Origin of the sequence: Streptomyces sp. DI166, assembly GCF_900091315.1 — a bacterium.
Taxonomy (GTDB): Bacteria; Actinomycetota; Actinomycetes; order Streptomycetales; family Streptomycetaceae; genus Streptomyces; species Streptomyces fuscus.
In genome coordinates, this window is the sequence record NZ_FLSP01000072.1 from 1 (window position 1) to 23,496 (window position 23,496).

General features: G+C 69.9%; 24 protein-coding genes. 17 read left to right on the plus strand and 7 right to left on the minus strand.

Features of this window, described 5'->3' with window-relative positions:
* Window positions 1-227 precede the first annotated feature (227 nt).
* On the plus strand, window positions 228-707 hold the full coding sequence (locus tag GA0115233_RS28710) for an ATP-binding protein (protein WP_093723227.1): 480 nt from the start codon (window positions 228-230) through the stop codon (window positions 705-707).
* 301 nt (window positions 708-1,008) lie between these two features.
* Window positions 1,009-1,242, plus strand: coding sequence for a hypothetical protein (locus GA0115233_RS42445; protein ID WP_313895838.1), 234 nt, complete (start codon window positions 1,009-1,011; stop codon window positions 1,240-1,242).
* Between the two features lie 167 nt (window positions 1,243-1,409).
* Here GA0115233_RS42445 and GA0115233_RS42450 read toward each other — a convergent pair whose 3' ends face one another.
* Window positions 1,410-1,781, minus strand: coding sequence for a hypothetical protein (locus GA0115233_RS42450; RefSeq protein WP_369691385.1), 372 nt, complete (start codon window positions 1,779-1,781; stop codon window positions 1,410-1,412).
* 289 nt (window positions 1,782-2,070) lie between these two features.
* Here GA0115233_RS42450 and GA0115233_RS41230 point away from each other — a divergent pair, with 289 nt between their 5' ends.
* The 4 genes from GA0115233_RS41230 to GA0115233_RS28735 all read left to right on the plus strand — a co-directional run bounded on the left by GA0115233_RS41230 (window position 2,071) and on the right by GA0115233_RS28735 (window position 4,971).
* Window positions 2,071-2,235, plus strand: a complete 165-nt coding sequence (locus GA0115233_RS41230) for a hypothetical protein (RefSeq protein WP_176711974.1) — start codon at window positions 2,071-2,073, stop codon at window positions 2,233-2,235.
* Window positions 2,210-3,070, plus strand: coding sequence for an immunity 49 family protein (locus GA0115233_RS28725; protein ID WP_093723229.1), 861 nt, complete (start codon window positions 2,210-2,212; stop codon window positions 3,068-3,070). The genes GA0115233_RS41230 and GA0115233_RS28725 overlap by 26 nt, the downstream gene beginning before the upstream one ends.
* A gap of 180 nt (window positions 3,071-3,250) precedes the next feature.
* Complete coding sequence (locus GA0115233_RS28730) at window positions 3,251-4,111, plus strand: immunity 49 family protein (RefSeq protein WP_255310387.1); 861 nt, start codon at window positions 3,251-3,253, stop codon at window positions 4,109-4,111.
* Window positions 4,108-4,971: an immunity 49 family protein gene (locus GA0115233_RS28735; protein WP_255310388.1), complete on the plus strand. Its 864-nt coding sequence runs from the start codon at window positions 4,108-4,110 to the stop codon at window positions 4,969-4,971. The genes GA0115233_RS28730 and GA0115233_RS28735 overlap by 4 nt, the downstream gene beginning before the upstream one ends.
* A 40-nt stretch (window positions 4,972-5,011) precedes the next feature.
* On the opposite strand, the gene GA0115233_RS28740 is transcribed toward GA0115233_RS28735, so the two are convergent.
* Together GA0115233_RS28740 and drmB are read right to left on the minus strand one after the other, a co-directional pair.
* Window positions 5,012-6,112: an AAA family ATPase gene (locus tag GA0115233_RS28740; RefSeq protein WP_093723231.1), complete on the minus strand. Its 1,101-nt coding sequence runs from the start codon at window positions 6,110-6,112 to the stop codon at window positions 5,012-5,014.
* A 5-nt stretch (window positions 6,113-6,117) separates the two neighbouring features.
* Window positions 6,118-7,464, minus strand: coding sequence for a DUF1998 domain-containing protein (gene drmB, locus GA0115233_RS28745; protein ID WP_218063560.1), 1,347 nt, complete (start codon window positions 7,462-7,464; stop codon window positions 6,118-6,120).
* A 78-nt stretch (window positions 7,465-7,542) separates the two neighbouring features.
* On the opposite strand from drmB, the gene GA0115233_RS28750 reads away from it, so the two are divergent.
* Genes GA0115233_RS28750 through GA0115233_RS28760 form a run of 3 tightly spaced genes read left to right on the plus strand, consistent with a single transcriptional unit; the run spans window position 7,543 to window position 12,789 of the window.
* Window positions 7,543-9,354: an AAA family ATPase gene (locus tag GA0115233_RS28750; protein WP_093723232.1), complete on the plus strand. Its 1,812-nt coding sequence runs from the start codon at window positions 7,543-7,545 to the stop codon at window positions 9,352-9,354.
* Window positions 9,351-10,598 carry an McrC family protein gene (locus GA0115233_RS28755; RefSeq protein ID WP_093723233.1) on the plus strand — a complete coding sequence of 416 codons (1,248 nt, stop codon included), beginning with the start codon at window positions 9,351-9,353 and terminating at the stop codon, window positions 10,596-10,598. The genes GA0115233_RS28750 and GA0115233_RS28755 overlap by 4 nt, the downstream gene beginning before the upstream one ends.
* A 52-nt stretch (window positions 10,599-10,650) precedes the next feature.
* Entirely contained in the window at window positions 10,651-12,789 is a 2,139-nt protein-coding gene (locus GA0115233_RS28760; protein WP_093723234.1) for a UvrD-helicase domain-containing protein, read from the plus strand.
* 10 nt (window positions 12,790-12,799) lie between these two features.
* Here the strand turns inward: GA0115233_RS28760 and GA0115233_RS28765 are convergent, their stop codons facing one another.
* Window positions 12,800-14,482, minus strand: a complete 1,683-nt coding sequence (locus GA0115233_RS28765; protein WP_176711975.1) for an N-6 DNA methylase — start codon at window positions 14,480-14,482, stop codon at window positions 12,800-12,802.
* A gap of 147 nt (window positions 14,483-14,629) precedes the next feature.
* Here GA0115233_RS28765 and GA0115233_RS28770 point away from each other — a divergent pair, with 147 nt between their 5' ends.
* On the plus strand, window positions 14,630-15,025 hold the full coding sequence (locus GA0115233_RS28770) for a DUF6153 family protein (protein WP_093723236.1): 396 nt from the start codon (window positions 14,630-14,632) through the stop codon (window positions 15,023-15,025).
* Window positions 15,026-15,102: 77 nt separating this feature from the next.
* Window positions 15,103-15,654: a DUF305 domain-containing protein gene (locus GA0115233_RS28775; protein WP_093723237.1), complete on the plus strand. Its 552-nt coding sequence runs from the start codon at window positions 15,103-15,105 to the stop codon at window positions 15,652-15,654.
* Between the two features lie 55 nt (window positions 15,655-15,709).
* On the opposite strand, the gene GA0115233_RS28780 is transcribed toward GA0115233_RS28775, so the two are convergent.
* A complete protein-coding gene (locus tag GA0115233_RS28780; protein ID WP_093723238.1) occupies window positions 15,710-16,135 on the minus strand; it encodes a DUF6299 family protein in 426 nt (141 codons plus the stop codon).
* A 244-nt stretch (window positions 16,136-16,379) separates the two neighbouring features.
* Here GA0115233_RS28780 and GA0115233_RS28785 point away from each other — a divergent pair, with 244 nt between their 5' ends.
* A complete protein-coding gene (locus tag GA0115233_RS28785) occupies window positions 16,380-16,565 on the plus strand; it encodes a DUF5999 family protein (protein ID WP_093723239.1) in 186 nt (61 codons plus the stop codon).
* A 7-nt stretch (window positions 16,566-16,572) separates the two neighbouring features.
* Here GA0115233_RS28785 and GA0115233_RS28790 read toward each other — a convergent pair whose 3' ends face one another.
* A complete protein-coding gene (locus tag GA0115233_RS28790) occupies window positions 16,573-16,971 on the minus strand; it encodes a RidA family protein (protein ID WP_093723240.1) in 399 nt (132 codons plus the stop codon).
* Window positions 16,968-18,122 (minus strand): acyl-CoA dehydrogenase family protein, encoded by a 1,155-nt coding sequence (locus GA0115233_RS28795; protein ID WP_093723241.1) that lies wholly within the window; start codon window positions 18,120-18,122, stop codon window positions 16,968-16,970. The genes GA0115233_RS28790 and GA0115233_RS28795 overlap by 4 nt, the downstream gene beginning before the upstream one ends.
* A 143-nt stretch (window positions 18,123-18,265) precedes the next feature.
* Here GA0115233_RS28795 and GA0115233_RS28800 point away from each other — a divergent pair, with 143 nt between their 5' ends.
* The 5 genes from GA0115233_RS28800 (at window position 18,266) to GA0115233_RS28820 (ending at window position 23,494) form a co-directional block, all read left to right on the plus strand.
* Window positions 18,266-19,870 carry an AMP-binding protein gene (locus GA0115233_RS28800; RefSeq protein ID WP_093723242.1) on the plus strand — a complete coding sequence of 535 codons (1,605 nt, stop codon included), beginning with the start codon at window positions 18,266-18,268 and terminating at the stop codon, window positions 19,868-19,870.
* A 15-nt stretch (window positions 19,871-19,885) separates the two neighbouring features.
* Window positions 19,886-20,707, plus strand: a complete 822-nt coding sequence (locus tag GA0115233_RS28805; protein WP_093723243.1) for a PaaX family transcriptional regulator — start codon at window positions 19,886-19,888, stop codon at window positions 20,705-20,707.
* Window positions 20,708-20,826: 119 nt separating this feature from the next.
* Window positions 20,827-21,378 carry an adenylyl-sulfate kinase gene (gene cysC, locus GA0115233_RS28810; RefSeq protein WP_093723244.1) on the plus strand — a complete coding sequence of 184 codons (552 nt, stop codon included), beginning with the start codon at window positions 20,827-20,829 and terminating at the stop codon, window positions 21,376-21,378.
* A complete protein-coding gene (gene cysD / locus GA0115233_RS28815) occupies window positions 21,375-22,274 on the plus strand; it encodes a sulfate adenylyltransferase subunit CysD (protein WP_093723245.1) in 900 nt (299 codons plus the stop codon). Before cysC ends, cysD begins: the two co-directional genes overlap by 4 nt.
* Before the next feature lie 2 nt (window positions 22,275-22,276).
* Complete coding sequence (locus GA0115233_RS28820; RefSeq protein ID WP_093723246.1) at window positions 22,277-23,494, plus strand: sulfate adenylyltransferase subunit 1; 1,218 nt, start codon at window positions 22,277-22,279, stop codon at window positions 23,492-23,494.
* The last annotated feature ends 2 nt before the right edge of the window (window positions 23,495-23,496 follow it).

Genomic DNA, 23,496 nt, shown 5'->3' on the forward strand with positions numbered 1-23,496 from the left:
TGCGGTACCGCAGGGGTGTCCGTACCCGTGATGGTCGCTTCCGCCTCGGCGATGTCCATCCGCCGCCCCTCTCTGCCACGCCTTGGCTCTCAGGCCCGTTGACCCCCGCGCACGCAACTCATCGTGAGCGCCGCCCCCCGTACTGTCCACTCCCCGTGCCCGTACGCTGACTCAGCGTACGGGGTTCAGGTCTCGTGTACGGGCGAATCGGCCGCCACGCTGGCCTCATGACGCAAACCGCTCCCCCGCAGCTCACGCCCCCTCAACCCACCGCCCGCTCGCGCACCTTCAGCCAACTGTTCTCGGCGACGCGGCGCGGCGCCCGGCTGGCGCGGCTGCTCGGGGTGGGGCAGTTGTGCGCCTGGGACGTCCATCCGACGCTCACGGAGCGTGCCGAGGTCGTGATCGCCGAACTCGCCGCGAACGCCGTCCTGCACGGACATGTACGGGGCCGCTGCTTCCGGCTGACCCTCGTGCTCGACGCGGCGTCGAAACTGTTGCGGGTGGAGGTCAGTGACGCCCGTGGTGACCTGTATCCGCAGATCGTGACCGGCCCGGCGGAGGCCGGCGCGCTGTCGAGGGGCGGCCGGGGCCTGGTGCTCGTCGCGGCCGTGGCCGACCACTGGGACTGCGTGCCGTACCCGCCGAGCGGGAAGACCGTGCGGGCGGTGCTGCACACGCCAGGAGCGTTAACGCCCGGCGGTTAGCAGAAGAGGTCCGGGGCTCGCAGTGTCCGACGTCGGTCAGGATCGTGCGCAGCCACGCGGCGCGGGCCTCGGGCAGCCTGGCCAGGGTGTGCCCGAAGACTCCCCGGTCGGCCCGCAGCAACCGATTCGGTACCTCGGGAGGCCGACCGTCGTGAAGGTCGTCACGGGGTACGCGGACCGACGCGGTGAGAGGCGGATGCGGCTCCGGGTCGACCAGCCACCGCCACACGCCCAGCGGCAGCGGAACCCGGTACGCCGTGGCCGCCGGGCCGGTGGGAGCCCAAGTGTCGCCCGTCACGGGGTGGATCGGCACGAGGAGGATGTCGGCGTCCGGGTCTGGGGCGGGCTGTCCCGGTCCGGCCAGGACGGCGCGCCGGGGTGGGGCATCGCCGGGCAGCAGGGTGTCCAGGGCGCGCTGGAACATGTCGGCGGTCAGGCCGCTCGGGACCTGGACGGGCTGGCGCCGGGAGGCCGCCAGCAGGTGGGCCAGGGCGAGGCGGCCGCCGCCTCCCAGCGAGGACTCCAGGACCAGTAGCCGCCCAGGCCGAGGCGCCCGATGGATTAGGTGGGAACGATGGGTTCGACCGGAGGTGTCCTCTCCCCGTGCTCTGCCAGTTCCTCCCACGACGGGAGCGCGGCCCCGGCCCCGTCGACGGGTACGCGGCGCACGGCGTCCGGTTCGAGGCGTACCGCCTGCCACAGCTAGCAGCTGTCGAACCGGGTCGCGACGAGCGAACCGCACGCCTCGCAGGCCGAGTTGGAGCCGTCGGCCCCGTCGAGACCGCAGCAGGAATCGCCGAGCCTCTCGGGTATCAGACGGGTGCCGCGTATGTCGCCGGGGGCGATCGCGATCTCTCCGGGGGTGCCGTCGAGGAGGACGGGGACCGGCGCGTAGAGGCCGCGTGGCTCCGCCTCACCCGGCTCGGCCTCGTCCCACGATCGCCAGGGCCCTCCCCACGGGTCCGGATCGACGGCGAACGTCCCCGACTCCATGAACACCGGAAGCCGGACGCCGTCCCCGAAGCTTTGACGGGCGTGGGTGGGCAGGACGACCCGGCTCAGCGGAACGGTCAACTCGGCGCCGCATCCGACACACACGAATACGTACAACTGACGGCACTTCATACGACGCGCGCACTACCTAACCCGCTGCGCCAGAGGCCCTGTTAAAGCCCTCCATGAGCTACCGGTCTGCGAGCAGCGGTCCCGAACCACAACGGGATACGGACAGGCAGGTCTGGACAGGTTCCGTCCGGATTGAGCCAACGGTGCGTCAACTGCGTTGCGAGTGCAAGCAGATGTACGAGAGCGTGTTCGATATGCTGAACGTGCTGTGACGCAAGTGGCCTACGGGGGAGGCGCGATGAAGTTCGACATGGGGTCGACGACCCTGGCGGAACTCGGGAAGAGCACCGGGGGCTCGGTTCAGGATCTCGGGACGCACACTTACGCCGACTATGTCATGAAGAAGTTTGCTATCGACCCACTGGAGGGGGTGACCGGTGCCGACACAACTGCTGCGCCATGAAATTCCTACCGCCTCATCCCCGGAGGCGCTGGAAATCCTGCACGGCAGCCTAACTCGTTCCATCGACAGGCTGGAAAACTCGCCGAGCGGCTTCAATCGGACTTTTGACTCGTCCCTGACGTTCGCACGATCCTTGTGCGCCACGGACGCAACTGTGAGTCGGCTTCAGACCTGGGAGGCTTTCATCTCCGCCATGCAGGTCGGAAGTGCGCTCTTCAATGCCGCAGTTATAAGCGAGGGGACCGTCGATTGCCGCATCGCTGATAAGGTGCGCGTGATTCCCGCCGTGGGCCCGCAGTACTATGCGAACGCGGGCAACTGGATCAAAGCGTTCTGGCTGGCCGCTGTCTGCCGTGAGTCCAGTCGCATGGACCAGCTGAGTCGGTTCCCCATCAGCCTTCTGCGAGCCTCAGGGGCCGGGTACGACGAATACATCTACCACTGGGTTGACTCCCTGCAGACCTACTGGCAAGAGGATCCGAGGCTCGTCGACAAGCTGATCGTCACTATCGACACCTCCTATCCCGATGTCGCCGGCAACACGGACCGGGAACTCCTGGAGAAGATCCTCTATCAGCCGATCAACCTGTTCCACCGCTTCCTTCGTAAGGATCACGATGGGTTCAATGAAGCCCTCGTGGAGGCTCTTGAACACCACCGGCAGTACTGGACCGCCAACGCGCAGCGGGCTGACAGCGCCGAAGGGGCCGTAGCCCTCGGGCCGTTGGCCATTGCCTGCCTCGCCTATGATTCCGGGTTCCCCATCGACGTCGAGTCCGATTACTTGCCCCGGGCTTTGCTGCACCGTTCCTGGGTGGGGGAGTTCGAGACCTGAGAATACTTCGACGACATCATTCGGCGATGGAGAAGCGCGGTGAGTCGAGGTCGGTGTTGGATATCAAGTAGGCTTTTTCCGCAGGCAAACTGGAATGTGTGGCTGTTCGGGGCCAGAGAAACTCGGGCACGTATGCTGGTTACCAGTATCGACGGTTTGACATCACTAGGGGCCCCTTCAGTGACCGTTCACATCCCCCGGCACCTCGCACCGCGTCCCGACGCTGCGGAATTTTTGGCCGGGCTCGGGGAGAACCTGACCGAGGGCGTTAATGGCCTCGAAGGCGCACCTGTCCTGATCGACTTCACGTTCAATACGGCCGTACTGAACCTGTATGCCCGCTGTGTCAACGATCCGCATGCGGCGCAGGTTGAAACCTGGGAAGCGGCTGTGACGGCCATGCAGTTGGGCTCGGCGCTGTTCGAGGTGACCGGAGTCAGCGAGGGCGCTGTCGAGTGCCGTATCAGCCACAAGGTACGCAGGATCCCGGCTGTCGGCCCCCTGTCCACGGCATGTGCCGGTAACTGGCTTACCGCGTTCTGGCTGGCCGTGATCTGCCGTGATACGCAGCGCATGACGCAGCTCTGCGAGATTCCGCTGGACCGACTGCTGTCCCCTCCGGGGTCGTACGACGAGTACATCTACAGTTGGGTGGACACGCTCCAGACGTACTGGCTCCGCCGCCCGGGTCTGGTGGAAAAGCTCACGAACACGCTGCAGATGTCCCACCCGGATGTGGCCCGTATCGCCCCGCGTGACCTGTTGGACGGCGTGCTCTACCCGCCCATCCACCTCTTCTCCCGCTTGATTGCGAGGGACTGGGACGGTTTCGCGGCCGGCATGGTCGACGCTTTGAAGCTGCACCAGGCGTACTGGACCCTGAACGAGGACCGGGCGTCGGACATCGACGGCAGCATCACCCTCGGCCCCCTCGCCATGGCCTGCTGGGCCTACGACGGCCAGGTCCCCCTCGGCGTGGAGTCCGACTACCTCCCCAAGCACCTCATCGAGCACAGCTGGCTCGGCGAGTTCCCCACGTGACCGCCCACGCCGTGGCACGCCACAGCAGGGCTCGGCAGGTGGATGCGGCCGCTGTAGAAGAGCTCGCTGACGAGGTGAAGGAGGGGGCTCAGGGCCTGGGGCGGTCACCGATGCTGTTCGGCATGGCGGTGAACGAGGCGCTCCTCCTGGTACGAGCGCAGGTCGAGATGAATCCTCGGGCTAACCTCCTGGAGACCTGGGAGGCCGCTGTCTCCGCCATGCAGGTCAGTGAGGCGGCATTCGCCGCAGCGGCGGTTTCGGAAGGATCAGTTGAACGCCGCATCGCAGGCGAGATGCGCAGCATTCCGGCCACCGGCCCTCAGTTCTACGCCCATGCGGGTAATTGGCTGACTGCTTTTTGGCTCGCGGTCACCTGCCGGGACCAGGAACGCATGACTCATTTGTGCCGAGTTCCTATCGGGGTCCTTCGCGCATCGGGTGTTGAAGGAGATGATTACCTCTACCACTGGGTCGACGCGCTGCAGACGTATTGGCTGGAGGAGCCGGGATTGGTCGACAAGCTGACCGCGGCCATCGAGACATCGCATCCAGACGTGGCAACGATCGCGCCGCGGGATCTCCTGCAAAACGTTCTCTACCCGCCGATCAATCTCTTCTATCGCTTCCTGCGCAAGGAGCACGGCGCCTTCAATGCCGCGTTGGCCGAGGCGCTGGAACTGCACAAGAGATACTGGACCACGAACGAAGAGCGGTCAGACGACATCGAAGGTTGCCTCGCCCTGGGCCCTCTTGCCGTTGCCTGTCTCGCCTATGATGCGGGCTTCCCGATTGAGGTCGAGTCCGACTATCTGCCTCATCACTTGCTGCGGCGAACCTGGGTAGGCGAGTTTCCAGTCTGACGGAGCGGCACGACATGTTGTCCGAACGCCGCTCGGTCGGTCACTGATCGCGCATCCACGCCTCCAGCCCTTCCACATGCCGCGGCAGTCGGCACCCCTGCCACCCCATCACTACTCGCTCGCGGGCCCGCGTGACCATCACGTAGTACGCCATGCGCAGCGTCGCCGAGGACGGGTCTGCGGCGGCATCGGACTCGGTGTCGGGGATGACAACGGTGTCGAAGTCGAGGCCCTTGGCGCTGGCGCGGTGGACGACGACCACGCCGGGGCGGGTGAGGTCGAGATCGCGGTAACGGCCGGAGGTTGCCGCCGAGCTGTACAGCTGCGGCTCCTGGGCAAGGGCCGCTCGTTCCAGACGGGCCATCAGGTCGGCGCCCAGGCGCAGCGAGTTGACGATGACACCGATGCGGTGTCGGGGGTTGTGCTCTGCCAGGGCGGTGATGTGCTCCGTCAGGTCCTGCAGGTCGGTGTACTGGCGGATGACGGGCCGATCCCCGCTGCGGAAGGGGAGGTCCGGCCTACCGCCTCCGGTACGGAAGTGCTCGGCGAGAGCGGCGATTTGACGGGCGTTGCGGTGGTTGCCGGTGATCTCCGCGCGGCCCGTGGTGCGGCCGAGGGTCTCGGTGATCTCGGCGAGGGTGGAGTTCGTCTCGGTCAGGCGCTGGCACTCGTCCGCGAACACCGTGACGGATGCGGCGGTGAGCCGGGCGAGGCGGTAGAAGCCGGGTGGGAGGTCCTGTCCCTCGTCGACAACGACGTGCGGGTCGGTGTCGGGGATGTCGGCGGCCTCGCCGATGAGGGCCTTCCAGTCGAACCAGCCGTCCTCGGTGCGCGGAGCGTCCCGGCCGAACCTGCGCAGGATCCAGCTGTGTGCGGTGGCCGCCCCGACGGGGGCGCCGGGGACGGTGAGTCCGTTCAACGTGTCGTGCAGGAGCCGGCGGAGCAGCCGGGAGCGGGTGAGCAGCACCGTGGGGTGGCCGGTCAGGGCGAGGTGGACCGCTCGGTGGGCGGCGAGCAGGCTTTTGCCGCTGCCGGGCGGGCCGCTGACCACGTGATTGCCGGTCAGTGGCAGGCCGTCCAGGCAGTCGTGCTGGACCGGGGTGAGGTCCGGGTGGAGGACGGGGGTGTTCGCGGTGGTCATGGCCGTCACTCCTGGGCGCCGGTCGCGTCGGTGGCGGTGGCCGCGGCGGATTCGCGGCTCGCGTGCAGGACGTCGGTGAAGTAGCCGGGGACACGGGCCGAACCCACGACCAAGGCGCGGTCGAGCAGGGTGTTGCCGGTCTCGCAGCTCGTCTCGGGCAGCAGGGTGCAGGCGTGGCAGGCGGCCCGGTTGAGGTTGTCGAAGCCCTGTCCGGTGTGTTCGGCGCACAGCGGGTCGGCCGAGCACCAGGCGGCGGCCTCCAGCATCCGGACCAGGGTCTCGGCGAAGTGCGGCGCTTCGCCTTGCCGGACGAGTCCGCCGAGGGTGCCCTCGGCGTCACCTGCGGCGGTGTAGATGAGCAGTCCGTACTGGCCGTGTTCGGGGCGGCCGTAGACCCGTTCTCGCAGGCTAGCGGTGGTGTAGCCGGAGTCGAAGGCGAGTTGCCGGATGAGGAGGTGGGCGACGGTGTGCAGGAGCACGTACCTGGGGGTGAGCGAGATGCCGTAGGCGGCGGCGAGCTGGTCCTTGCGGAACGAGGCGTCCAGATCGTCGCGTACACCGAGGACGTGCGCCCTGACCCGGTCGTCGTTCTCCCACTCGGTCAGCCGCTCCTCGTCGAGGGTGAGGAGGATGCCCTCACCGAAGACCTCGACGGCGGGCAACCAGCGTCGGCGGCGGCTGGTGTCGGCGGGCACGAGGGTGCCGTTCGGGGAGTACCGGCGGAACCCGGTCAGGGCCCGCACCTCACGCAGGCGGTCGGCCAGGACGACGCCGCCGATGTGCGCGCCGAGAGCGGCCCACGGCTCGGCCTGTTCGCCGTCGAGGCCGAGTCCGCCGCGACGGACCGCGAACTCCCGCGTGGGCTCGGGGAGTCGGCCGGCGGTGAGGGCGTTCCACTCGTCGCGGCTCAGGTCGAGCTGGTCCTGGGGCGCGGGCCGCGATGCGTCGGCGGGCGGTGTGGCGGCGGCTCCGGTGGCCTCTGCGACGAGCCGGTCCAGGAGGCTGTCCGGCGCGTCGGTCTCCTCCTTGATCATGTCGCGGTAGTTGGCCTCGCGGCGCTTGCCCAGAGCGTTGAGCAGGTCCTCCCAGTGGTCATGCCCGAGAACGGCCTCCTCCAGGCCCTTTTCGGCCCCCCGCTGGTGGCCAGACTCTTCAGCCGCTCGATGACCGACGGCAATTCCGCCGCAAGCGTGCTCCGTCGGGAGTCCAATGTCGTTGCTCCACTCATAGTGCCCCCCACTTGAGCGTTCGGGGACCCGGTTCTCGGCAAGCCGTCGCTCCGGGTGCAGTCGAGACTGTAAAGGCACTGCGTTTACATCGTCAACAGATTCGAGCATGATGTTTACACACATCCGCGAGGGATCCCTTGACGGCGTCAACAGGTAAGGTGTGAGACCCACCGCAGGGCTCGATGACACGAAGGTCGCCCAATGGAACAGCAGCCCGGACTCCTGCCCGGCACTCCCGAGTTCCGCATCAAGTTGCAGCAGGACGGCGCCCTGGCGCGCGGCCGGTTGCTGGCGGAGTTCGGGAACAACGGGACGAACAAGTTCCTGCTGCACGGCGGGTCCGTCGTCGCGGCCGAGGAGTGGCCCGGTCTGGGGCGTCACAACCGGCGCAACCGGTCCGAACTCCGGGCCAGCGGCGCCCTCGTCGACGCCCCTCCCGGCGGCGTGGGCGCACCGAAACGCTGGGTGGCCGCCCACGACATCGAGTGCAACTCCTCGTCCGCAGCCGCCGGGCTCGTGCTCGGGTACGACGCCTCCGGGCCGGAGACCTGGCGCACCTCGGAAGGGCATCCGCTCGCCGACTACCTCTCCAGCGGATGGCGGCCGCCACGCAAGGCGTGGCTGGTGCGCGGCTCGAACGTCTCCGGGCACAACCTGGTGCGGCAACTGTGGCTCAAGGAGGGCCTGGTCTCCCTCGCCGCCACATACCTGCCGCCCCTGGACGAGAACGACCCGACGAAGAGCACGCTGCGCCGGTACGTCGAGGAGGCGTACGAAGGGGCGGCGTCGTACAACCAGAAGCGCGGCCTGGTCGACGAGCTGCACGCCTTCCTGACCCAGATGCGCATGGGCGACACCGTGGCCACCATCGCGGACGGGTGGCTGCACCTCGGCCGGATCACCGGCGACGCGGTGCAGACCTCGTCCCCGGGCGGACTGTCGAACATCCGTAGGTCCGTCACCTGGTTCCCGAAGCCGCACGCCTACGAGGACCTGGCCCAGGAGGTGCAACAGAAGCTGTCCGTGCAGCACGACGTCGTCGACCTCACGGGCGTCCTGGAAGTCCTCGACCGCCTCGGCGAGGACCTTCCGCCCACGCCGTCCACGCCCGGTGACGTACCCGCCGTGGAGCGGGTGGAGCCGCGGGGCGTGGAACTGCCGCCCGTCACCCAGGCGCTGGCCGCCGACCTCCTCGTCCACGACCGGGCGTGGCTGGAGGAACTGCGCGAACTCCTCGTCGACGAACGGCAGATCGTCCTGTACGGCCCGCCCGGCACCGGCAAGACCTATCTGGCGCTGAAGCTGGCAGAGTACTTCGGCGGCGGCCCCGAGCAGGTCAAGATCGTGCAGTTCCACCCCTCGTACGCCTATGAGGACTTCTTCGAGGGCTTCCGGCCCGTCGAGGACCCCGAGACCCGCGAGGTGGCCTTCCGGCTGACCGCGGGTCCGCTGCGGGAGCTGGCCGACCTCGCCGCGCGCGAGGGCAACCGGCACATCCCGCACTTCCTGATCATCGACGAGATCAACCGTGCCAACCTGGCGAAGGTCTTCGGTGAGCTGTACTTCCTGCTGGAGTACCGCGACAGATCGGTGCGCCTGACCCACTCCGGAGACGACTTCTGGCTCCCGCGCAACCTGTTCGTGATCGGCACGATGAACACCGCCGACCGGTCCATCGCCCTCGTGGACGCGGCGATGCGACGGCGCTTCGCCTTCGTGGAACTTTCCCCGCGCACCGAGCCGACCGCCGGTCTGCTCGCCCGCTGGCTGGAGCGGGAAGGCAAGGATCCCGAGCCCGCACACCTCCTCGACGCGCTCAACTCCCGTATTGACGACCCGGACTTCGCCATCGGGCCGTCGTACCTGATGAAGCCCGGCGCGTACCGCGACGGCGGTCTGGAACGGGTCTGGCGGACGAAGATCCTGCCCCTGCTGGAGGAACACCACTACGGGGAAGGTCTGGACACCGACGCACGCTACGGCCTGCGCGCACTGCGTGAAGGCCTCGCGTGAAGGCACCCCCGGCCGACATCCGGCTGCGCGAGTACGGGCCGGCCGAGTCCGTCCCGCTCACCGCGCAGGCGGGCAGAGCCCTGGCCGCCTCGGAAATCCTGCTGAGCGCCACTCCCGACCCCGGCCGGGACGGCCACTGGCTGCTGCGCGCCGGCAGCCGGGTCGGCGCCGTACGCACCCCCGGCGGCGCGGTCGTACGGATCATGCCCAAGACGCCGGTGACGCGGCTGTTCTTCCTGCTGGGGTTCAGCCTCGACCCGGCGCGAGCGTGGCGGGACAGCAAGGAAGGCACTGTCGACACGGGCGCGTACGACGACGTCGTCCCCGCTCTCGCCCATGCCGTCGAGCGCCAGATCGACCGGGCGCTGCGCCAAGGCGTGCTCCAGGGCTACCGAGAGGTGGAGGAGTCGGCGCTGGTCGTACGAGGCCGCCTGCGTGAAGCCGAGCAGATCCGGCGGCACTTCGGCCGGACACCACCCGCGGAAATCGCCTACGACGCCTACACAGCCGACACCGCGGAGAACCGCATCCTGCGGGCCGCCACCGAGCGGTTGCTGCGGCTGCCGGACGTGCCGGGTCCCGTCCGGCGCCGCCTCGCCCATCAGCGCGCCCGGCTGGCCGACGCCCAGCCGCTGGTACGGGGACAGCACCTGCCGCCATGGCAGCCCTCACGTCTCAATGCGCGCTACTGGCCCGCGCTCCGCCTCGCCGAGGCCGTCCTGCGCGGTGCCTCCCCGGAACACCGCCCGGCCACGGGCACCCCACTCACCGTGGACGGCTTCCTGCTGGACATGAACAGGCTCTTCGAGGACTTCGTCACGGTGGCGCTGCGGGAGGCCCTGCGGGAGCACGGCCTGACCGCCCGGCTCCAGGACACCCACCGCCTCGATGTGGCGGGTCTGGTGCGGATGCGCCCGGATCTCGTCGTACGCACCGGTGACGGCCGGGTACCGGTCGCCGTCGTCGACGCCAAGTACAAGGTCGAGAAGGCCGACGGGTTTCCCCATGCCGACCTCTACCAGGCCCTCACCTACGCCACGGTCCTCGGACTGCGCGCGGCGCATCTCGTGTACGCGGCCGGGCAGCGGCCCGAACGCTTCCACGAGGTACGCGGCACAGCGGGGAGCGACGGCAGAGGAGTACGCCTTTATCAGCACAGCCTCGACCTCTCCGAAGAGCCGACGCGGCTCCTGACCCGTCTTCGACAGCTCGCCCGACGGCTGGCCGAGGACGACAGCCGTTAGAGATCCTCCGGACCGATCACGCAGAGCAAGAACAGGCAGAAAGGAAGCGACCATGCCCCGGCTCGCCTTCGCCCAGAGCTTCTGGGACGGCTATGACACCTTGGAGAAGCCGATCCGGGCCGGAGTGCGCAAAGCCATGGCCAAGTTCCAGGCCATGAGCGTCGCCGAACTCAACGCGGACAAGGGACTGCACCTCGAATCCGTCGAGAACGCCCGCGACCCGCGTATGCGCACCATCCGCATCACGGACTTCTGGCGGGGCGTCGTCCTCGCCCCCGACGACGGCAGCGACACCTTCCTCCTGGTCAACGTCCTGCCCCACGACGACGCCTACACCTGGGCAGCGAAGCGCCTGTACAGCCAGAACTCGGCCACGCGGGCACTGGAGGTGCGCAACGCCGTCGCTCTGGACGAGCTCACGCCGCTGTACGAGACGGCCGCCCGCACAGCGCCCCGTCTGCTCTTCACCGACGTCTCGGACGGCACTCTGCGCGAACTCGGTATCGACGACCAAGTACTGCGCGCCGCGCGTTCCCTGGTGGACAAGGCCCAGTTGGAGGCGTTCGCGACCCTGCTGCCGGAGGACCAACTGGAGGTACTGCAGTACCTCGCGGAGGGCTTCAGCCCCGACGAGGTCTACCGGGACGTCGTGGCCGTCCGCCGCCCCGCCGACGCGCCCGCCGAACCGGTGGAGGACCTGGCCACCGTCATCGCCAACACCTCGGCCCGCATCCGGCTGGTCACCGGACCGCAGGAACTGGAAGAGATCCTGGAGAAGCCCTTCGCGGCCTGGAGGGTCTTCCTTCACCCCTCCCAGCGGAGGGTCGCCTACCGGGCCTCCTACGGCGGTCCCGTCCAGGTCACCGGCGGCCCCGGCACGGGCAAGACGGTGGCGGCCCTGCACCGCGTCAAGCACCTGCTCGGCCGCTCGGAGGACAGCCGCATTCTGCTCACCACGTACACGAACGCACTGGCCGCGGGGCTGCGCGACATGCTCGGGCTTCTCCTTGACGACGACGAGGAGCTGCTGGCACGGGTGGACGTCACCACGGTCGACTCCTTCGCCCACGGCGTCGTCCGGGCCGGTTCGACCGGCACGCCGCCCAAGCCTCTCGGGGACCGGGAGCAGCGGCAGTTGTGGGAAAAGGTCGTCAAACAGCTCGCCCTGCCGTTCAGCGCCCAGTTCCTCGCCCAGGAGTACCGGCACGTCGTTCTCGGCCAGAACCTGCGCGATCTCGATGCCTACCTCGGCGCGAGCCGCCGGGGCCGCGGCACCGGTCTGGGGCCCGCACGCCGCAGGGAGGTGTGGCGGGCCGTGGAACGGTTCGAGCAGTTCCTGCGGGACCGCGGCGAGACCACCCACCTGCGTGTCTGCGCCCGCGCGGCGGGACTCCTCGCCGACCGCCCGGCCCCGTACACCCATGTCGTCGTCGACGAGGCGCAGGACCTGCATCCCGCACAGTGGCGGGTCCTGCGAGCCGCCGTCGCTCCCGGCCCGGACGACTTGTTCATCACCGGTGACCCGCATCAGCGGATCTACGACTCCCGTGTGTCGCTGGGCTCGCTGGGCATCACCACGGCCGGCCGGAGCTTCCGGCTCCGGGTCAACTACCGGTCCACCGAGGAGATCCTGGCCTGGTCGGCCCGTCTCCTCGCCCCGGTCGACATCGAAGCGCTGGACGGCGAGGGGTCGGACTCGCTCGCCGGTTACCGTTCACTGCTGCACGGTCACCGTCCTCAGGCGCGGGGGTACTCCTCGCGGCAGGAGGAGACCGAGGCGCTGGTGGAGTGGGTCCGGACACTGCTGGACAAGGGTCTCGCACCGCACGAGATCGGGGTGTGCGCGCGATTCAACCTCTCCCTGGACGCGGCCGAGGAGAAGCTGAAGGCCGCCGGTGTCCCTGTGCTCCGGGTCAAGGGACAGGTGACGCAGGGGGCCGAGGGTGTGCGCCTGGCGACGATGCACGCGATGAAGGGGCTGGAATTCCGCGCGGTGTGTGTGCTCGGTGTCGCCGAGGGCTCCGTTCCGTTCACCCGTGAGATCACCCCGCGGGAGGTGGACGCTCCGCAGCACGACGCCGACCTACTTCGTGAGCGCTGCCTGCTGTTCGTCGCGTGCACCAGGGCCCGTGAAACCCTGAACGTGTCCTGGAGCGGAACGGCCAGCCCGTTCCTCGCACAGGTCAGTTGACCGTTTCCGGTCAGTCCACCGGCCGCCCCGCCTTGGCCCCGCCGTTGGGGGCCAGGGCGCCGGACGCGAGACCCTCACGGGCCACCTCGGCGAGCCGTCGGCTCAGTTCGTCAACCCGGCGCACGCCTGCCTCGAACTCGGTCAGAGCCCGGAAGGCAGAACCGTATCGCCGCTGATCGTCGACGCTCATACGGGGGATGCGGGCGCCCTTGACGTCGAAGCGGTACGTCCCGCTCGCACTCGTGGACCTACGGACATTGAGGGAGCTGCGCAGGAAGCCCTGGAGATAGTCGGTGTCCAGCTGCTCGCTCACCGAGACCGGCTGTTGGCCCTCGTACGCCACAAGTCCGGCACGGGCGAGTTCCGCGACACTGGTGGCGGCTCCGTCCAGCGAGTCCGGCCCGCCGCCTTCCGTGAGTCCGGGAAGCATCGCGGCCAGTCGGCGGATCTCGTGCTCCAGCTCCTCGCGCAGCGCCGCGTACTCGCCGGGGTAGTCGCGGCGCCGGGAGCGCAGGTGGGTCCCCGGTGTCAGATCCACCGTGTCGTCCAGGAGTTGCATCAGCGGTACGTCGGCCACCTGGTCGGGGCGCGGTTCCAGGTCCCCGTCGGGACTGTTGTCCGTCAGATCGACCATGCGCACGGTGTGCTGCGGGTCCGCCGCTCCCGTGTTCTCGGGACGCTTGAGACACCACAGATGTACGGGAAGAGCGTGGGAGGTCGCCGTGCCGGGGGGAAGAGCGACCACTTGGCGCACGATGCCCCGCCGCACCAGCTCCGCCCGGATACGGCGGCCCGCCTTGCGGTAGGCGACCGAGGCCGGCATGACCATGAGTACCTGGCCGCCGGGCACGGTGTGCGCGTAGGCGTGCTGGAGCCAGGCCAGCTCGCTCTCGGCCTTGGACGGAGTGCCGAGGTCCCAACGGGCGTCCAGCAACAGCTCGTCCCGCCCCCACTCGGTCACGCCGGCCGGAGGGTCGCAGACAACAAGATCGGCCTTGAGGTCCGGCCACTGGTCCGCGCGCAGTGAGTCGCCCTCCACGATCTGCACGTCCGACCGGCCCAGCAGGTCCGCACGCAGCTGCGCGAAGCGGGCGCTGTCGGAGTCCAACTCCTGGCCCACGCACCGCGTTCCGGCCTCAGAGGCGACGGACAGGAGCAACACCCCGATTCCGCAGGCGGGATCGAAGACCGTGGCGTCGGCCGACAGCTCGGGAGCGAAATGACACAGAGCACGCACTACCCGCTCCGGCGTCACCTGGTCGGAGCCCGCGCGCCGCGCCGAGTCCATGAAGCGCGCGGTCAGTCCGTTCACAAGATCGGTCGATGATTCGGTGCGCGCGAGTGCCTGGACACGCTGGGCGACGTCCTCCGGCACGTCGTCCTCGTCCTGCCCGCACAGCAAGGCGGCCACCCGGGCGAGACCCGCGATCATCTGCTCCCTGTACACGGCCCGCATGGCCTGCCAGAGTTCGACCTCGGGTGACACCTCCTGGCCCTTGCGCTGCTTGTCCAGCCATTCCTGGACCTCCGCCAGCGCGTAGAGCGGACTGTTCGCGGCGCCTCCCGCAGGTGCGGGGAAGTCGTCGTAGCGCCGACGCCAGTTGGAGACGGCCGCACGAGTGACTCCGGCCATCCGGGCGATCTCTGCGCCGGTGACCAGAGGCCCGACCGAAGATGCGGCAGCGTCCGTCATACCTCCAGCGTACACGGGCGGATTACCGACTCCGAGGATTGATCCCGTTGACGACGTACACATACATATGTCGCTCTTCACCGCCTACACGGAGAGCCTCCCGAAGGCCTCCGCAGACCGCCGCTCCGTATTCGGTACGGTCTGACCGTGCGAGCCATCACGCATGTACGAGCAGGAGCCGCCCTGGCGCAGCTCCTGCTCGTTGTCGTGCTCGCGGTGGGGGTGTTCGTGATGCACACCCTGGGGCATCCGGAAGAGCCCGCGCACTCCGGGGTGGTCAGTGCCCCGCATGCGGCGTCCATGGAGCATCCGGTGGCGGACGGGGTGTCCACGCATGAGCCGCTGATGTCGATGGACATGGCCTCCCTGTGTGTGGCCGTGCTGTTCGGGGTGTGGGTGCTCGCGGCGCTGGTGAATTCGGCGTTCACGCGGCATCGGGACTGGGCGGAGCTGCTGTTCGCGCAGGTCGCCGCCGTTTCGCGGCCGCGTCCTCCGCCGCGCGGGGCGCCCGATCTCACCGAGCTGTCGGTTCTGCGGCAATAGGCCGATTCCTGCCACGGGCGTTCAGCCCGTGACTCGGCATGCCGGAAAACGGAACGACAGACGAAGTGAGAGCAACCATGCGTGCATGCAAGGGCGGTATCGCCGTGGGCGGACTTCTCCTCGGGGGGTTCCTGGGCCTCGTGGGCTGTGGGGGTGAGGAGAAGGCTGCCGCCGACTACAACGACGCCGACGTCACCTTCGCTCAGATGATGATTCCGCACCACGAACAGGCCCTGGAGATGGCCGAGCTGGCCGACGGGCGGGCCTCCGACGCCGCCGTCAAGGACATCGCCGAGCGCATCGAGCGGGCCCAGGAGCCGGAGATCCGGACCATGAAGGGGGGGCTGGAGGACTGGGATCAGCCTGTCTCCGGGCACGGGGCCGGGCACGGCGGCGGGCACGGGATGATGTCCGGCTCGGACATGGCCGGGCTGAAGGGCCTCAAGGGCACCGCCTTCGACAAGGCCTTCGCCGAGCTGATGATCGAGCACCACAACGGTGCCATCGCCATGGCCGAGGAGGAGAAGGAGAAGGGCGAGAACGCCGATGCCAAGAGGCTCGCCGAGGCTGTCGTGAAGGGGCAGTCCGGTGAGGTCGAGGAGCTGAAGGGGATCGTCGAGCGGCTCTGAGGGGGTGCGGGAACCGGGGCCGGGGGGGTTTCCTCCCCGGCCCCGGTCGAGGGCGTCAGGACTTCACCAGCGTCACGTCCTGCTTGCTCTGCGCGTGGAACGCCGGCAGGGGCAGGCCCCCGCCCGTCCTCAGTTCCATCAGCGTCGCCTCCACCTGTGCCGGGCCCGGCTTCACCGCGGCCGGGCGGGGCTTGCCCGTGTTCTGCCAGCGGTGTTCCGTGCCGTCGCAGATCGCCCGGGTGCCGCCGATGCCGTGGCGGACGTCGGCGTCGGGGGCGCCGACCGAGGAGCTGACGAAGACCGGGCCGGTGCCGCCCGTGCAGCGGTAGGTGCCGGAGAGGGTGACCGTGCCGTCGGCGGCGATCGTGCCGGTGGGGTCGACGGTCACCGACTCGAAGGGGGCGGCGGGGGTCGTGGGGGCGAGGAGCAGGAGCAGGGCGGTGGCTGAGGCCGCGCCGAGAGCGGCGGTGCGCACGGGCATGGGGACCTTCCGGGAACGATCGGAACTCGGGGAGGCTCCACCTGTACCGGGCGCGCGCCCGCGCGCGTGTGATCGTCACCCCTTCGGTGGCGAGTTGGCGCCGAGCGTCCGCGTGGCGTCCGGGAGTTGTCCCTGTCTTGTCACGCTCTCGGGTGGACGCTGGCGATGCGTTCGCGGTGGGCGCATGGTCTGACCGTACGAAGACTCCGAACGAAGACTTCGACCCTCTCCGTGGAGGTGCGTCATGGGTGCTCACCAGGCTTCTTGTCCGCTGACCGGTCCGCACGCCGGCGTGGTCGTCGCCGCCCACCCCGAGCAGGGGTGGAGCCTGCTGTGCGACGGCACGATCGTCTTCGACGACTCCGGGGAGCTGCTGCCGGACGGGCGGGCCGTCGCACCGCACCGGGTTGCAGTGGCCGTCGCCGCCTGACCGTCCCCTACGGCAATACCGCGAAGCCGTCCAGCTCCACCAGCGCCTGCCCGTCCCACAGGCGTACGACCTCCACGACCGCCATCGCCGGGTAGTCCCGGCCCGCCAGCCTCCGCCAGACGGCGCCCAGTTCACGGGCGTGCGCGCGGTACTCCTCGATGTCCGTGGCGTAGACCGTGACCCTGGCCAGGTCGGCCGGGGTGGCGCCGACCGCTCGCAGGGCCGTGAGGAGGTTGGTCAGCGCCTTCTCGAACTGCTCGGGGAGGCTGTCCCCCACCACCTTGCCGTCGGTGTCCAGTGCCGTCTGGCCCGCCAGGAACACGAGCCGGGTGCCGGTGGCCACCACGGCGTGCGAGAAGCCCGTGGGCGGGGAGAGTTCGGGCGGGTTCAGTCGCTCGGCGGTCATGCGTCGGCCTCCGGTCCGGCGTGCGGTTCCTTGTACAACTCCTTGTACAACTCCTTCGCGATGATGCCCCGTTGCACCTCGCTCGCCCCCTCGTAGATGCGCGGGGCGCGGACCTCCCGGTACAGGTGTTCCAGCAGGTGGCCGCGGCGCAGGGCTCGGGCGCCGTGCAGTTGGACCGCCTGGTCGACGACGTACTGCGCGGTCTCCGTGGCCAGCAGTTTCGCCATCGCCGAGCGGCGGGGCACGTCGGGGGCGCCCTCGTCGTACGCCGTGGCCGCCGCGTAGACCATGAGGCGGGCCGCCTCCGTGCGCAGGGCCAGCTCGGCGACCTGGTGGGAGACCGACTGGAGGTCCCTCAACTTGCCGCCGAACGCGTCCCGTTGGGCCGTGTGGGCGAGGGTGGCGTCCAGGGCGGCCTGGGCCATGCCCACCGCGAAGGCGCCGACGCTGGGGCGGAACAGGTTCAGGGTGCCCATCGCGACCCGGAAGCCGCGGTCGGGCTCGCCCAGGAGGTCGGCGGTGGTGACCGGGACCGCGTCGAAGTCGAGGGTGCCGATGGGGTGCGGGGAGAGCATGTCGAGGGGGGTGCCGGTCAGGCCGGGGCGGTCGGCCGGGACCAGGAAGGCGGTGACGCCGCGGGAGCCGGCGCCCGGGGTCGTACGGGCGAAGACGGTGTAGAAGTCGGCGTCGGGGGCGTTGGAGATCCAGCACTTCTCGCCGGTCAGGCGCCAGCCGGAGGGGCCGTCGGGTTCGGCGGTCAGGGTGAGGGCCGCGGCGTCGGAGCCTGCTCCGGGCTCGCTCAGTGCGAAGGCGGCCACCGCCCGGCCCTCCCCCACCCGGGGCAGCCAGTGCGCGCGCTGTTCCGGGGTGCCGTGGGCGTGCACGGGGTGGGCGCCGAGGCCCTGGAGGGCGAGCGCGGTCTCCGCCTCCGTGCAGGCGTAGGCCAGGGACTCGCGCATCAGGCAGAGGTCCAGGGCGCCGGAGGTGAACAGGCGGGGCAGCAGGCCGAGGGCGCCCAGTTCGGCGACGAGGGGGCGGTTGACCTGGCCGGGCTCGCCCTTCTCGGCGAGGGGGCGCAGTCGCTCGGCGGCCTGTCGGCGCAGTTCGGCGCACCAGGCGAGCTGGTCCGGTTCGAGTGAGAATGCGGGCATCGCCGTCCTCTCTCCCGCGGCTGTCGAGGTGACGCGGAGCCGCTCCCCCAACGGTATCGCGCACAGTTGACTGCCGTCACCAACACGATACGCTCGTCGAGCGAGCCCACCAGGGAGCCCACCAGGCAAGGGGGCGCACCGCCATGAACCAGTCGGCGCATCTCGACACCTTCGCGCGGGACCACCTCCCGCCGCCGGACCAGTGGCCCGAACTGAGTTTCGACCTGCCGGAGCTGCAATACCCCGAACGGCTAAACTGCGCCGCCGAGCTACTGCACGGCCCCCCGGACGACCGCCCGGTGTTCCGCACCCCGACCGGTCCCCCCTGGACCTACGGCGAGCTGCGCGCCCGTGTCGACCGGCTGGCGCATCTGCTCACCGGCGACCTCGGAGTGGTCCCCGGCAACCGGGTGCTGCTGCGCGGCCCGACCACCCCGTGGCTGGCCGCCTGCTGGCTGGCGGTGCTGAAGGCAGGCGCGGTCGCGGTGACCGTCCTGGCCCAGCAGCGCCCGAGCGAGCTGCGCACCATGTGCGAGATCGCCGAGGTGGGACACGCCCTGTGCGACATCCGCGCGGTCGACGACCTGGCCAAGGCGGAGATACCGGGGCTCAGGATCACCACGTACGGCGGTGACGGTCCGGACGACCTGCTGCGCCGGGAGGCGCCGGACACCCCGTACGAAGCCGTGCCGACCGCCGCCGACGACGTGGCGCTGATCGCCTTCACCTCCGGGACCACCGGACGGCCCAAGGGCTGTATGCACTTCCACCGGGACGTGCTGGCCATCGCGGACACCTTCTCCAAGCATGTGCTCCAGCCGCGCGCGGACGACGTTTTCGCAGGCAGTCCCCCGCTCGGCTTCACCTTCGGGCTCGGCGGACTCGTGGTCTTCCCGCTGCGCGCCGGGGCGAGCGCGCTGCTGCTCGAACAGGCAGGCCCCAAGCAGCTGTTGCCCGCCGTCGCCGAGCACCGGGTGAGCGTGCTGTTCACCGCGCCGACCGCCTATCGCGCCATGCTCGACGAGTTGGACGGGTACGACATCGGTGCGCTGCGCCGCTGTGTCTCGGCCGGCGAGAACCTGCCCGCCGCCACCTGGCGGGCCTGGCACGAGCGGACCGGGCTCAGGATCATCAACGGCATCGGCGCCACCGAGCTGTTGCACATCTTCGTCTCCGCCGCCGACGAGGCGATCAAGCCCGGCACCACGGGCGTTCCGGTCCCCGGCTGGCAGGCCCGCGTGGTCGACGAGGACGGCCGGGAGAGGCCCGACGGGGAGCCGGGGCTGCTCGCGGTGCGCGGTCCGATCGGCTGCCGCTACCTCGCCGACCCGCGCCAGCGGGAGTACGTACGGCACGGCTGGAACATCACCGGGGACACCTATGTCCGGGAGAGCGACGGCTACTTCCGTTACGTCGCCCGCGCCGACGACATGATCATCTCGGCCGGGTACAACATCGCGGGCCCCGAGGTCGAGGAGGCGCTGCTGCGCCACCCGGACGTGCTGGAGACGGCCGTCGTGGGCCGTCCGGACGAGGCGCGCGGACAGATCGTGGTGGCGTTCGCGGTGCTCCGGCCGGGTGCCCGGCGCGACAGCGAGGAGCTGCGGGCGTTCGTGAAGTCGGAGCTGGCGCCGTACAAGTGCCCGCGGGAGATCGTCTTCCTGGACGCCCTGCCGCGCACCGCGACCGGGAAGCTCCAGCGGTTCAAGCTGCGGGTGGCGGCCGATGCCGCGGGTGACCGGCACTGATGCCGACGACCTAAGATGATCAACGTGTCCGACCAGCATGCACCACGGTCCTTGATCGTCACGCTCTACGGCGCCTACGGCCGTCATGTACCCGGCCCGGTGCCCGTCGCCGAACTGATCCGGCTGCTGGCCGCGGTCGGCGTGGACGCTCCCTCCGTGCGCTCGTCGGTGTCCCGGCTGAAGAGACGCGGCCTGCTCGTGCCGGCCCGCACCGCTGAGGGCGCGGCCGGGTACGAACTCTCCCCCGACGCACGCCAGTTGCTCGACGACGGCGACCGGCGCGTGTACGCCACCACCTCGTCCGACGAGGAGGGCTGGGTCCTCGCCGTGTTCTCCGTCCCGGAGTCCGAGCGGCAGAAGCGGCACGTGCTGCGCTCCCGGCTCGCGGGCCTGGGCTTCGGCACGGCGGCGCCCGGCGTGTGGATCGCCCCCGCGCGGCTGTACGAGGAGACCCGGCACACGCTCGCGCGACTGCGCCTGGAGCCGTACGTGGACTTCTTCCGCGGCGAGCACCTTGGGTTCACGCCCACGGTCGAGGCCGTCACCCGCTGGTGGGACCTGGCGGCCATCGCCAAGCAGCACGACGCGTTCCTCGACCGGCACGCGCCCGTCCTCCAGACCTGGGAGCAGCGCACCGACACCCCGCCCGAGGAGGCGTACCGCGACTACCTCCTCGCCCTGGACTCCTGGCGCCACCTGCCCTACGTCGACCCCGGGCTGCCCGCCCGGCTGCTGCCCGCCGACTGGCCGGGCGCCCGGTCGGCGGCGGTGTTCCGGGCGTTGCACGAGCGGCTGCGGGACGCGGGGGCGGTCTTCGCGGGCGTGGGCCAGGGGTGAGCCTCCGCACGTCTCCGGGCGCTTAGAGAACACTCAGGCTCTTCCGTCACTCCTCTCAGATTCCTCACCTAGCGTGCAGCGCGTTGCCTGCCAGGTGAGGAAAAAGAGGACTGTTGCGCATGACCACGACGGCAAGGGCTCAGGGAGCCACGATCTGGCTCACCGGGCTGCCGAGCGCGGGTAAGACCACGATCGCCCGCCTGCTCGGTGACCGGCTGAAGGGCGGAGGGCTCCGCACGGAGGTGCTCGACGGCGACGAGATACGCCGCTTCCTCTCCGCCGGGCTGGGCTTCTCCAAGGAGGACCGCGACACCAACGTCCGGCGCATCGGCCTGGTTTCGGAGGTACTGGCCCGCAACGGCGTGCTGTCCGTGGTGCCGGTGATCGCACCGTACGCCGTCAGCCGCGCGGCGGTGCGCGAACGCCACCAGCGCAACGGAGTGCCGTACATCGAGGTGCATGTCGCGACCCCGGTCGAGGTGTGCAGCGAGCGGGACGTGAAGGGACTGTACGCGCGGCAGGCGGCGGGTGAGCTGTCCGGGCTGACCGGCGTGGACGATCCCTACGAACCGCCTGTGGACCCGGACTTGGTGCTGCGGACGCAGGAGCAGACGCCCCGGCAGTCCGCGGACGCAGTGTACGCGCTGCTCGTGGAGCGGGGGCTGGTGTGAATCCCGGGTTCGGTCATCTGGACGCGTTGGAGTCGGAGTCGGTGCACATCTTCCGCGAGGTGGCGGGGGAGTTCGAGCGGCCGGTGATCCTGTTCTCCGGCGGCAAGGACTCCGTCGTCATGCTGCACCTGGCGCTCAAGGCCTTCGCTCCGGCCCCGACTCCCTTCCCGCTGCTGCACGTGGACACCGGGCACAACTTCCCCGAGGTCATCGAGTACCGCGACCGCGCGGTCGCGAAGCACGGGCTGCGGCTGCATGTCGCCTCCGTGCAGGACTACATCGACCGGGGTGTGCTGCGTGAACGGGCAGACGGGACGCGCAATCCGCTGCAGACGCTGCCGCTGACGGAGAAGATCCAGAGCGAGAAGTTCGACGCCGTCTTCGGCGGCGGGCGGCGCGACGAGGAGAAGGCGCGCGCCAAGGAACGGGTGTTCTCGCTGCGCGACGAGTTCTCGCAGTGGGACCCGCGCCGCCAGCGGCCCGAGCTGTGGAACCTGTACAACGGGCGGCACGCACCCGGCGAACACGTCCGTGTCTTCCCGCTGTCCAACTGGACCGAGCTGGACGTGTGGCAGTACATCGCCCGCGAGGGCATCGAACTGCCGTCCATCTACTTCGCCCATCACCGGGAGGTGTTCGCGCGGGGTGGGATGTGGCTGACGGCGGGCGACTGGGGCGGGCCCCGGTCCGCGGAGACCGTGGAGAAGCGGCAGGTCCGGTACCGGACGGTGGGCGACATGTCCTGCACCGGCGCGGTGGACTCCGACGCCGACACCGTCGAGAAGGTCATCGCCGAGATCGCCGCGTCCCGGCTCACCGAGCGGGGTGCGACCCGGGCGGACGACAAGCTGTCCGAGGCCGCGATGGAGGACCGTAAGCGCGAGGGGTACTTCTAAGCATGAGCACGACCATCGACACGACCATCGACACCCTGCGGTTCGCCACGGCCGGTTCGGTCGACGACGGCAAGTCCACGCTCGTCGGCCGCCTGCTGCACGACTCCAAGTCGGTGCTCGCCGACCAGCTGGAGGCCGTCGAGCACGCCTCCCGCAACCGCGGCCAGGACACCCCCGACCTGGCCCTGCTCACCGACGGCCTGCGCGCCGAGCGGGAACAGGGCATCACGATCGACGTGGCGTACCGCTACTTCGCGACCCCGCGCCGCCGGTTCATCCTCGCCGACACCCCCGGCCACGTTCAGTACACCCGCAACATGGTCACCGGCGCCTCCACCGCCGACCTGGCGATCGTGCTGGTGGACGCCCGCAAGGGAGTGGTGGAGCAGACCCGCAGGCACGCCGCCGTGGCCGCGCTGCTGCGCGTCCCGCATGTCGTCCTCGCCGTCAACAAGATGGACCTCGTCGGGTACGAACAGGCGCCGTTCGAGCGGATCGTGGAGGACTTCGCCGCCCACGCGGCGGAGTCGGGGCTGCCCGGTTTCACCCCGATCCCGGTGTCCGCGCTCGTCGGCGACAACGTGGTCGCGCGTTCGACGGCGATGGGCTGGTACGAGGGCCCGGCGCTGCTGGAGTTCCTGGAGGAGGTCCCGGTGGGCGCCGAGGCACCGGACGCACCGGTCCGCTTCCCGGTCCAGTACGTGATCCGGGACGGCGAAGTGCGGTACTACGCGGGCCAGTTGGCGTCCGGCGTTCTGCATGTCGGCGACCAGGTCACCGTCCACCCCTCCGGGGAGACGTCGCAAATCGCCGGGATCGACGTCCTCGGTACGGCCCGGGAGTCGGCGCGGGCGCCGCAGTCGATCAGCCTGCGGCTGGCCGACCAACGGGACGTGTCGCGCGGCGACATGATCACGGCCGGGGTCGACGTACCGGCGCTCACCCGGGAAGTGCGGGCAGCCGTCTGCCACTTGGCCGAGCGCCCGCTCAGGGTCGGCGACCGGGTGCTCGTCCGGCACACCACCCGTACGGTCAAGGCCGTGGTCGAGGACCTGGGCGGCGCGCCCGCCCTGTCCGTGAACGACCTGGGCCATATCACCCTGCGCACGGCGGACCCCCTCCTCCTCGATCCCTACGCGGCCTCCCGCCGCACCGGCGCCTTCATCGTCATCGACCCGGCGGACGGGGCGACGCTGACCGCGGGGATGGTCGAGCCGTAACA

Excerpts from the sequence above, each read along its gene's own strand:
- GA0115233_RS28710 (WP_093723227.1), top strand. The coding sequence starts at position 228 with ATGACGCAAACCGCTCCCCCGCAGCTCACGCCCCCTCAACCCACCGCC.
- GA0115233_RS41230 (WP_176711974.1), top strand. The coding sequence starts at position 2,071 with ATGAAGTTCGACATGGGGTCGACGACCCTGGCGGAACTCGGGAAGAGC.
- GA0115233_RS28740 (WP_093723231.1), bottom strand. The coding sequence starts at position 6,112 with ATGACCACCGCGAACACCCCCGTCCTCCACCCGGACCTCACCCCGGTC.
- drmB (WP_218063560.1), bottom strand. The coding sequence starts at position 7,464 with ATGTGTGTAAACATCATGCTCGAATCTGTTGACGATGTAAACGCAGTG.
- GA0115233_RS28750 (WP_093723232.1), top strand. The coding sequence starts at position 7,543 with ATGGAACAGCAGCCCGGACTCCTGCCCGGCACTCCCGAGTTCCGCATC.
- GA0115233_RS28760 (WP_093723234.1), top strand. The coding sequence starts at position 10,651 with ATGCCCCGGCTCGCCTTCGCCCAGAGCTTCTGGGACGGCTATGACACC.
- GA0115233_RS28765 (WP_176711975.1), bottom strand. The coding sequence starts at position 14,482 with ATGACGGACGCTGCCGCATCTTCGGTCGGGCCTCTGGTCACCGGCGCA.
- GA0115233_RS28775 (WP_093723237.1), top strand. The coding sequence starts at position 15,103 with ATGCGTGCATGCAAGGGCGGTATCGCCGTGGGCGGACTTCTCCTCGGG.
- GA0115233_RS28780 (WP_093723238.1), bottom strand. The coding sequence starts at position 16,135 with ATGCCCGTGCGCACCGCCGCTCTCGGCGCGGCCTCAGCCACCGCCCTG.
- GA0115233_RS28785 (WP_093723239.1), top strand. The coding sequence starts at position 16,380 with ATGGGTGCTCACCAGGCTTCTTGTCCGCTGACCGGTCCGCACGCCGGC.
- GA0115233_RS28790 (WP_093723240.1), bottom strand. The coding sequence starts at position 16,971 with ATGACCGCCGAGCGACTGAACCCGCCCGAACTCTCCCCGCCCACGGGC.
- GA0115233_RS28795 (WP_093723241.1), bottom strand. The coding sequence starts at position 18,122 with ATGCCCGCATTCTCACTCGAACCGGACCAGCTCGCCTGGTGCGCCGAA.
- GA0115233_RS28800 (WP_093723242.1), top strand. The coding sequence starts at position 18,266 with ATGAACCAGTCGGCGCATCTCGACACCTTCGCGCGGGACCACCTCCCG.
- GA0115233_RS28805 (WP_093723243.1), top strand. The coding sequence starts at position 19,886 with ATGATCAACGTGTCCGACCAGCATGCACCACGGTCCTTGATCGTCACG.
- cysC (WP_093723244.1), top strand. The coding sequence starts at position 20,827 with ATGACCACGACGGCAAGGGCTCAGGGAGCCACGATCTGGCTCACCGGG.
- GA0115233_RS28820 (WP_093723246.1), top strand. The coding sequence starts at position 22,277 with ATGAGCACGACCATCGACACGACCATCGACACCCTGCGGTTCGCCACG.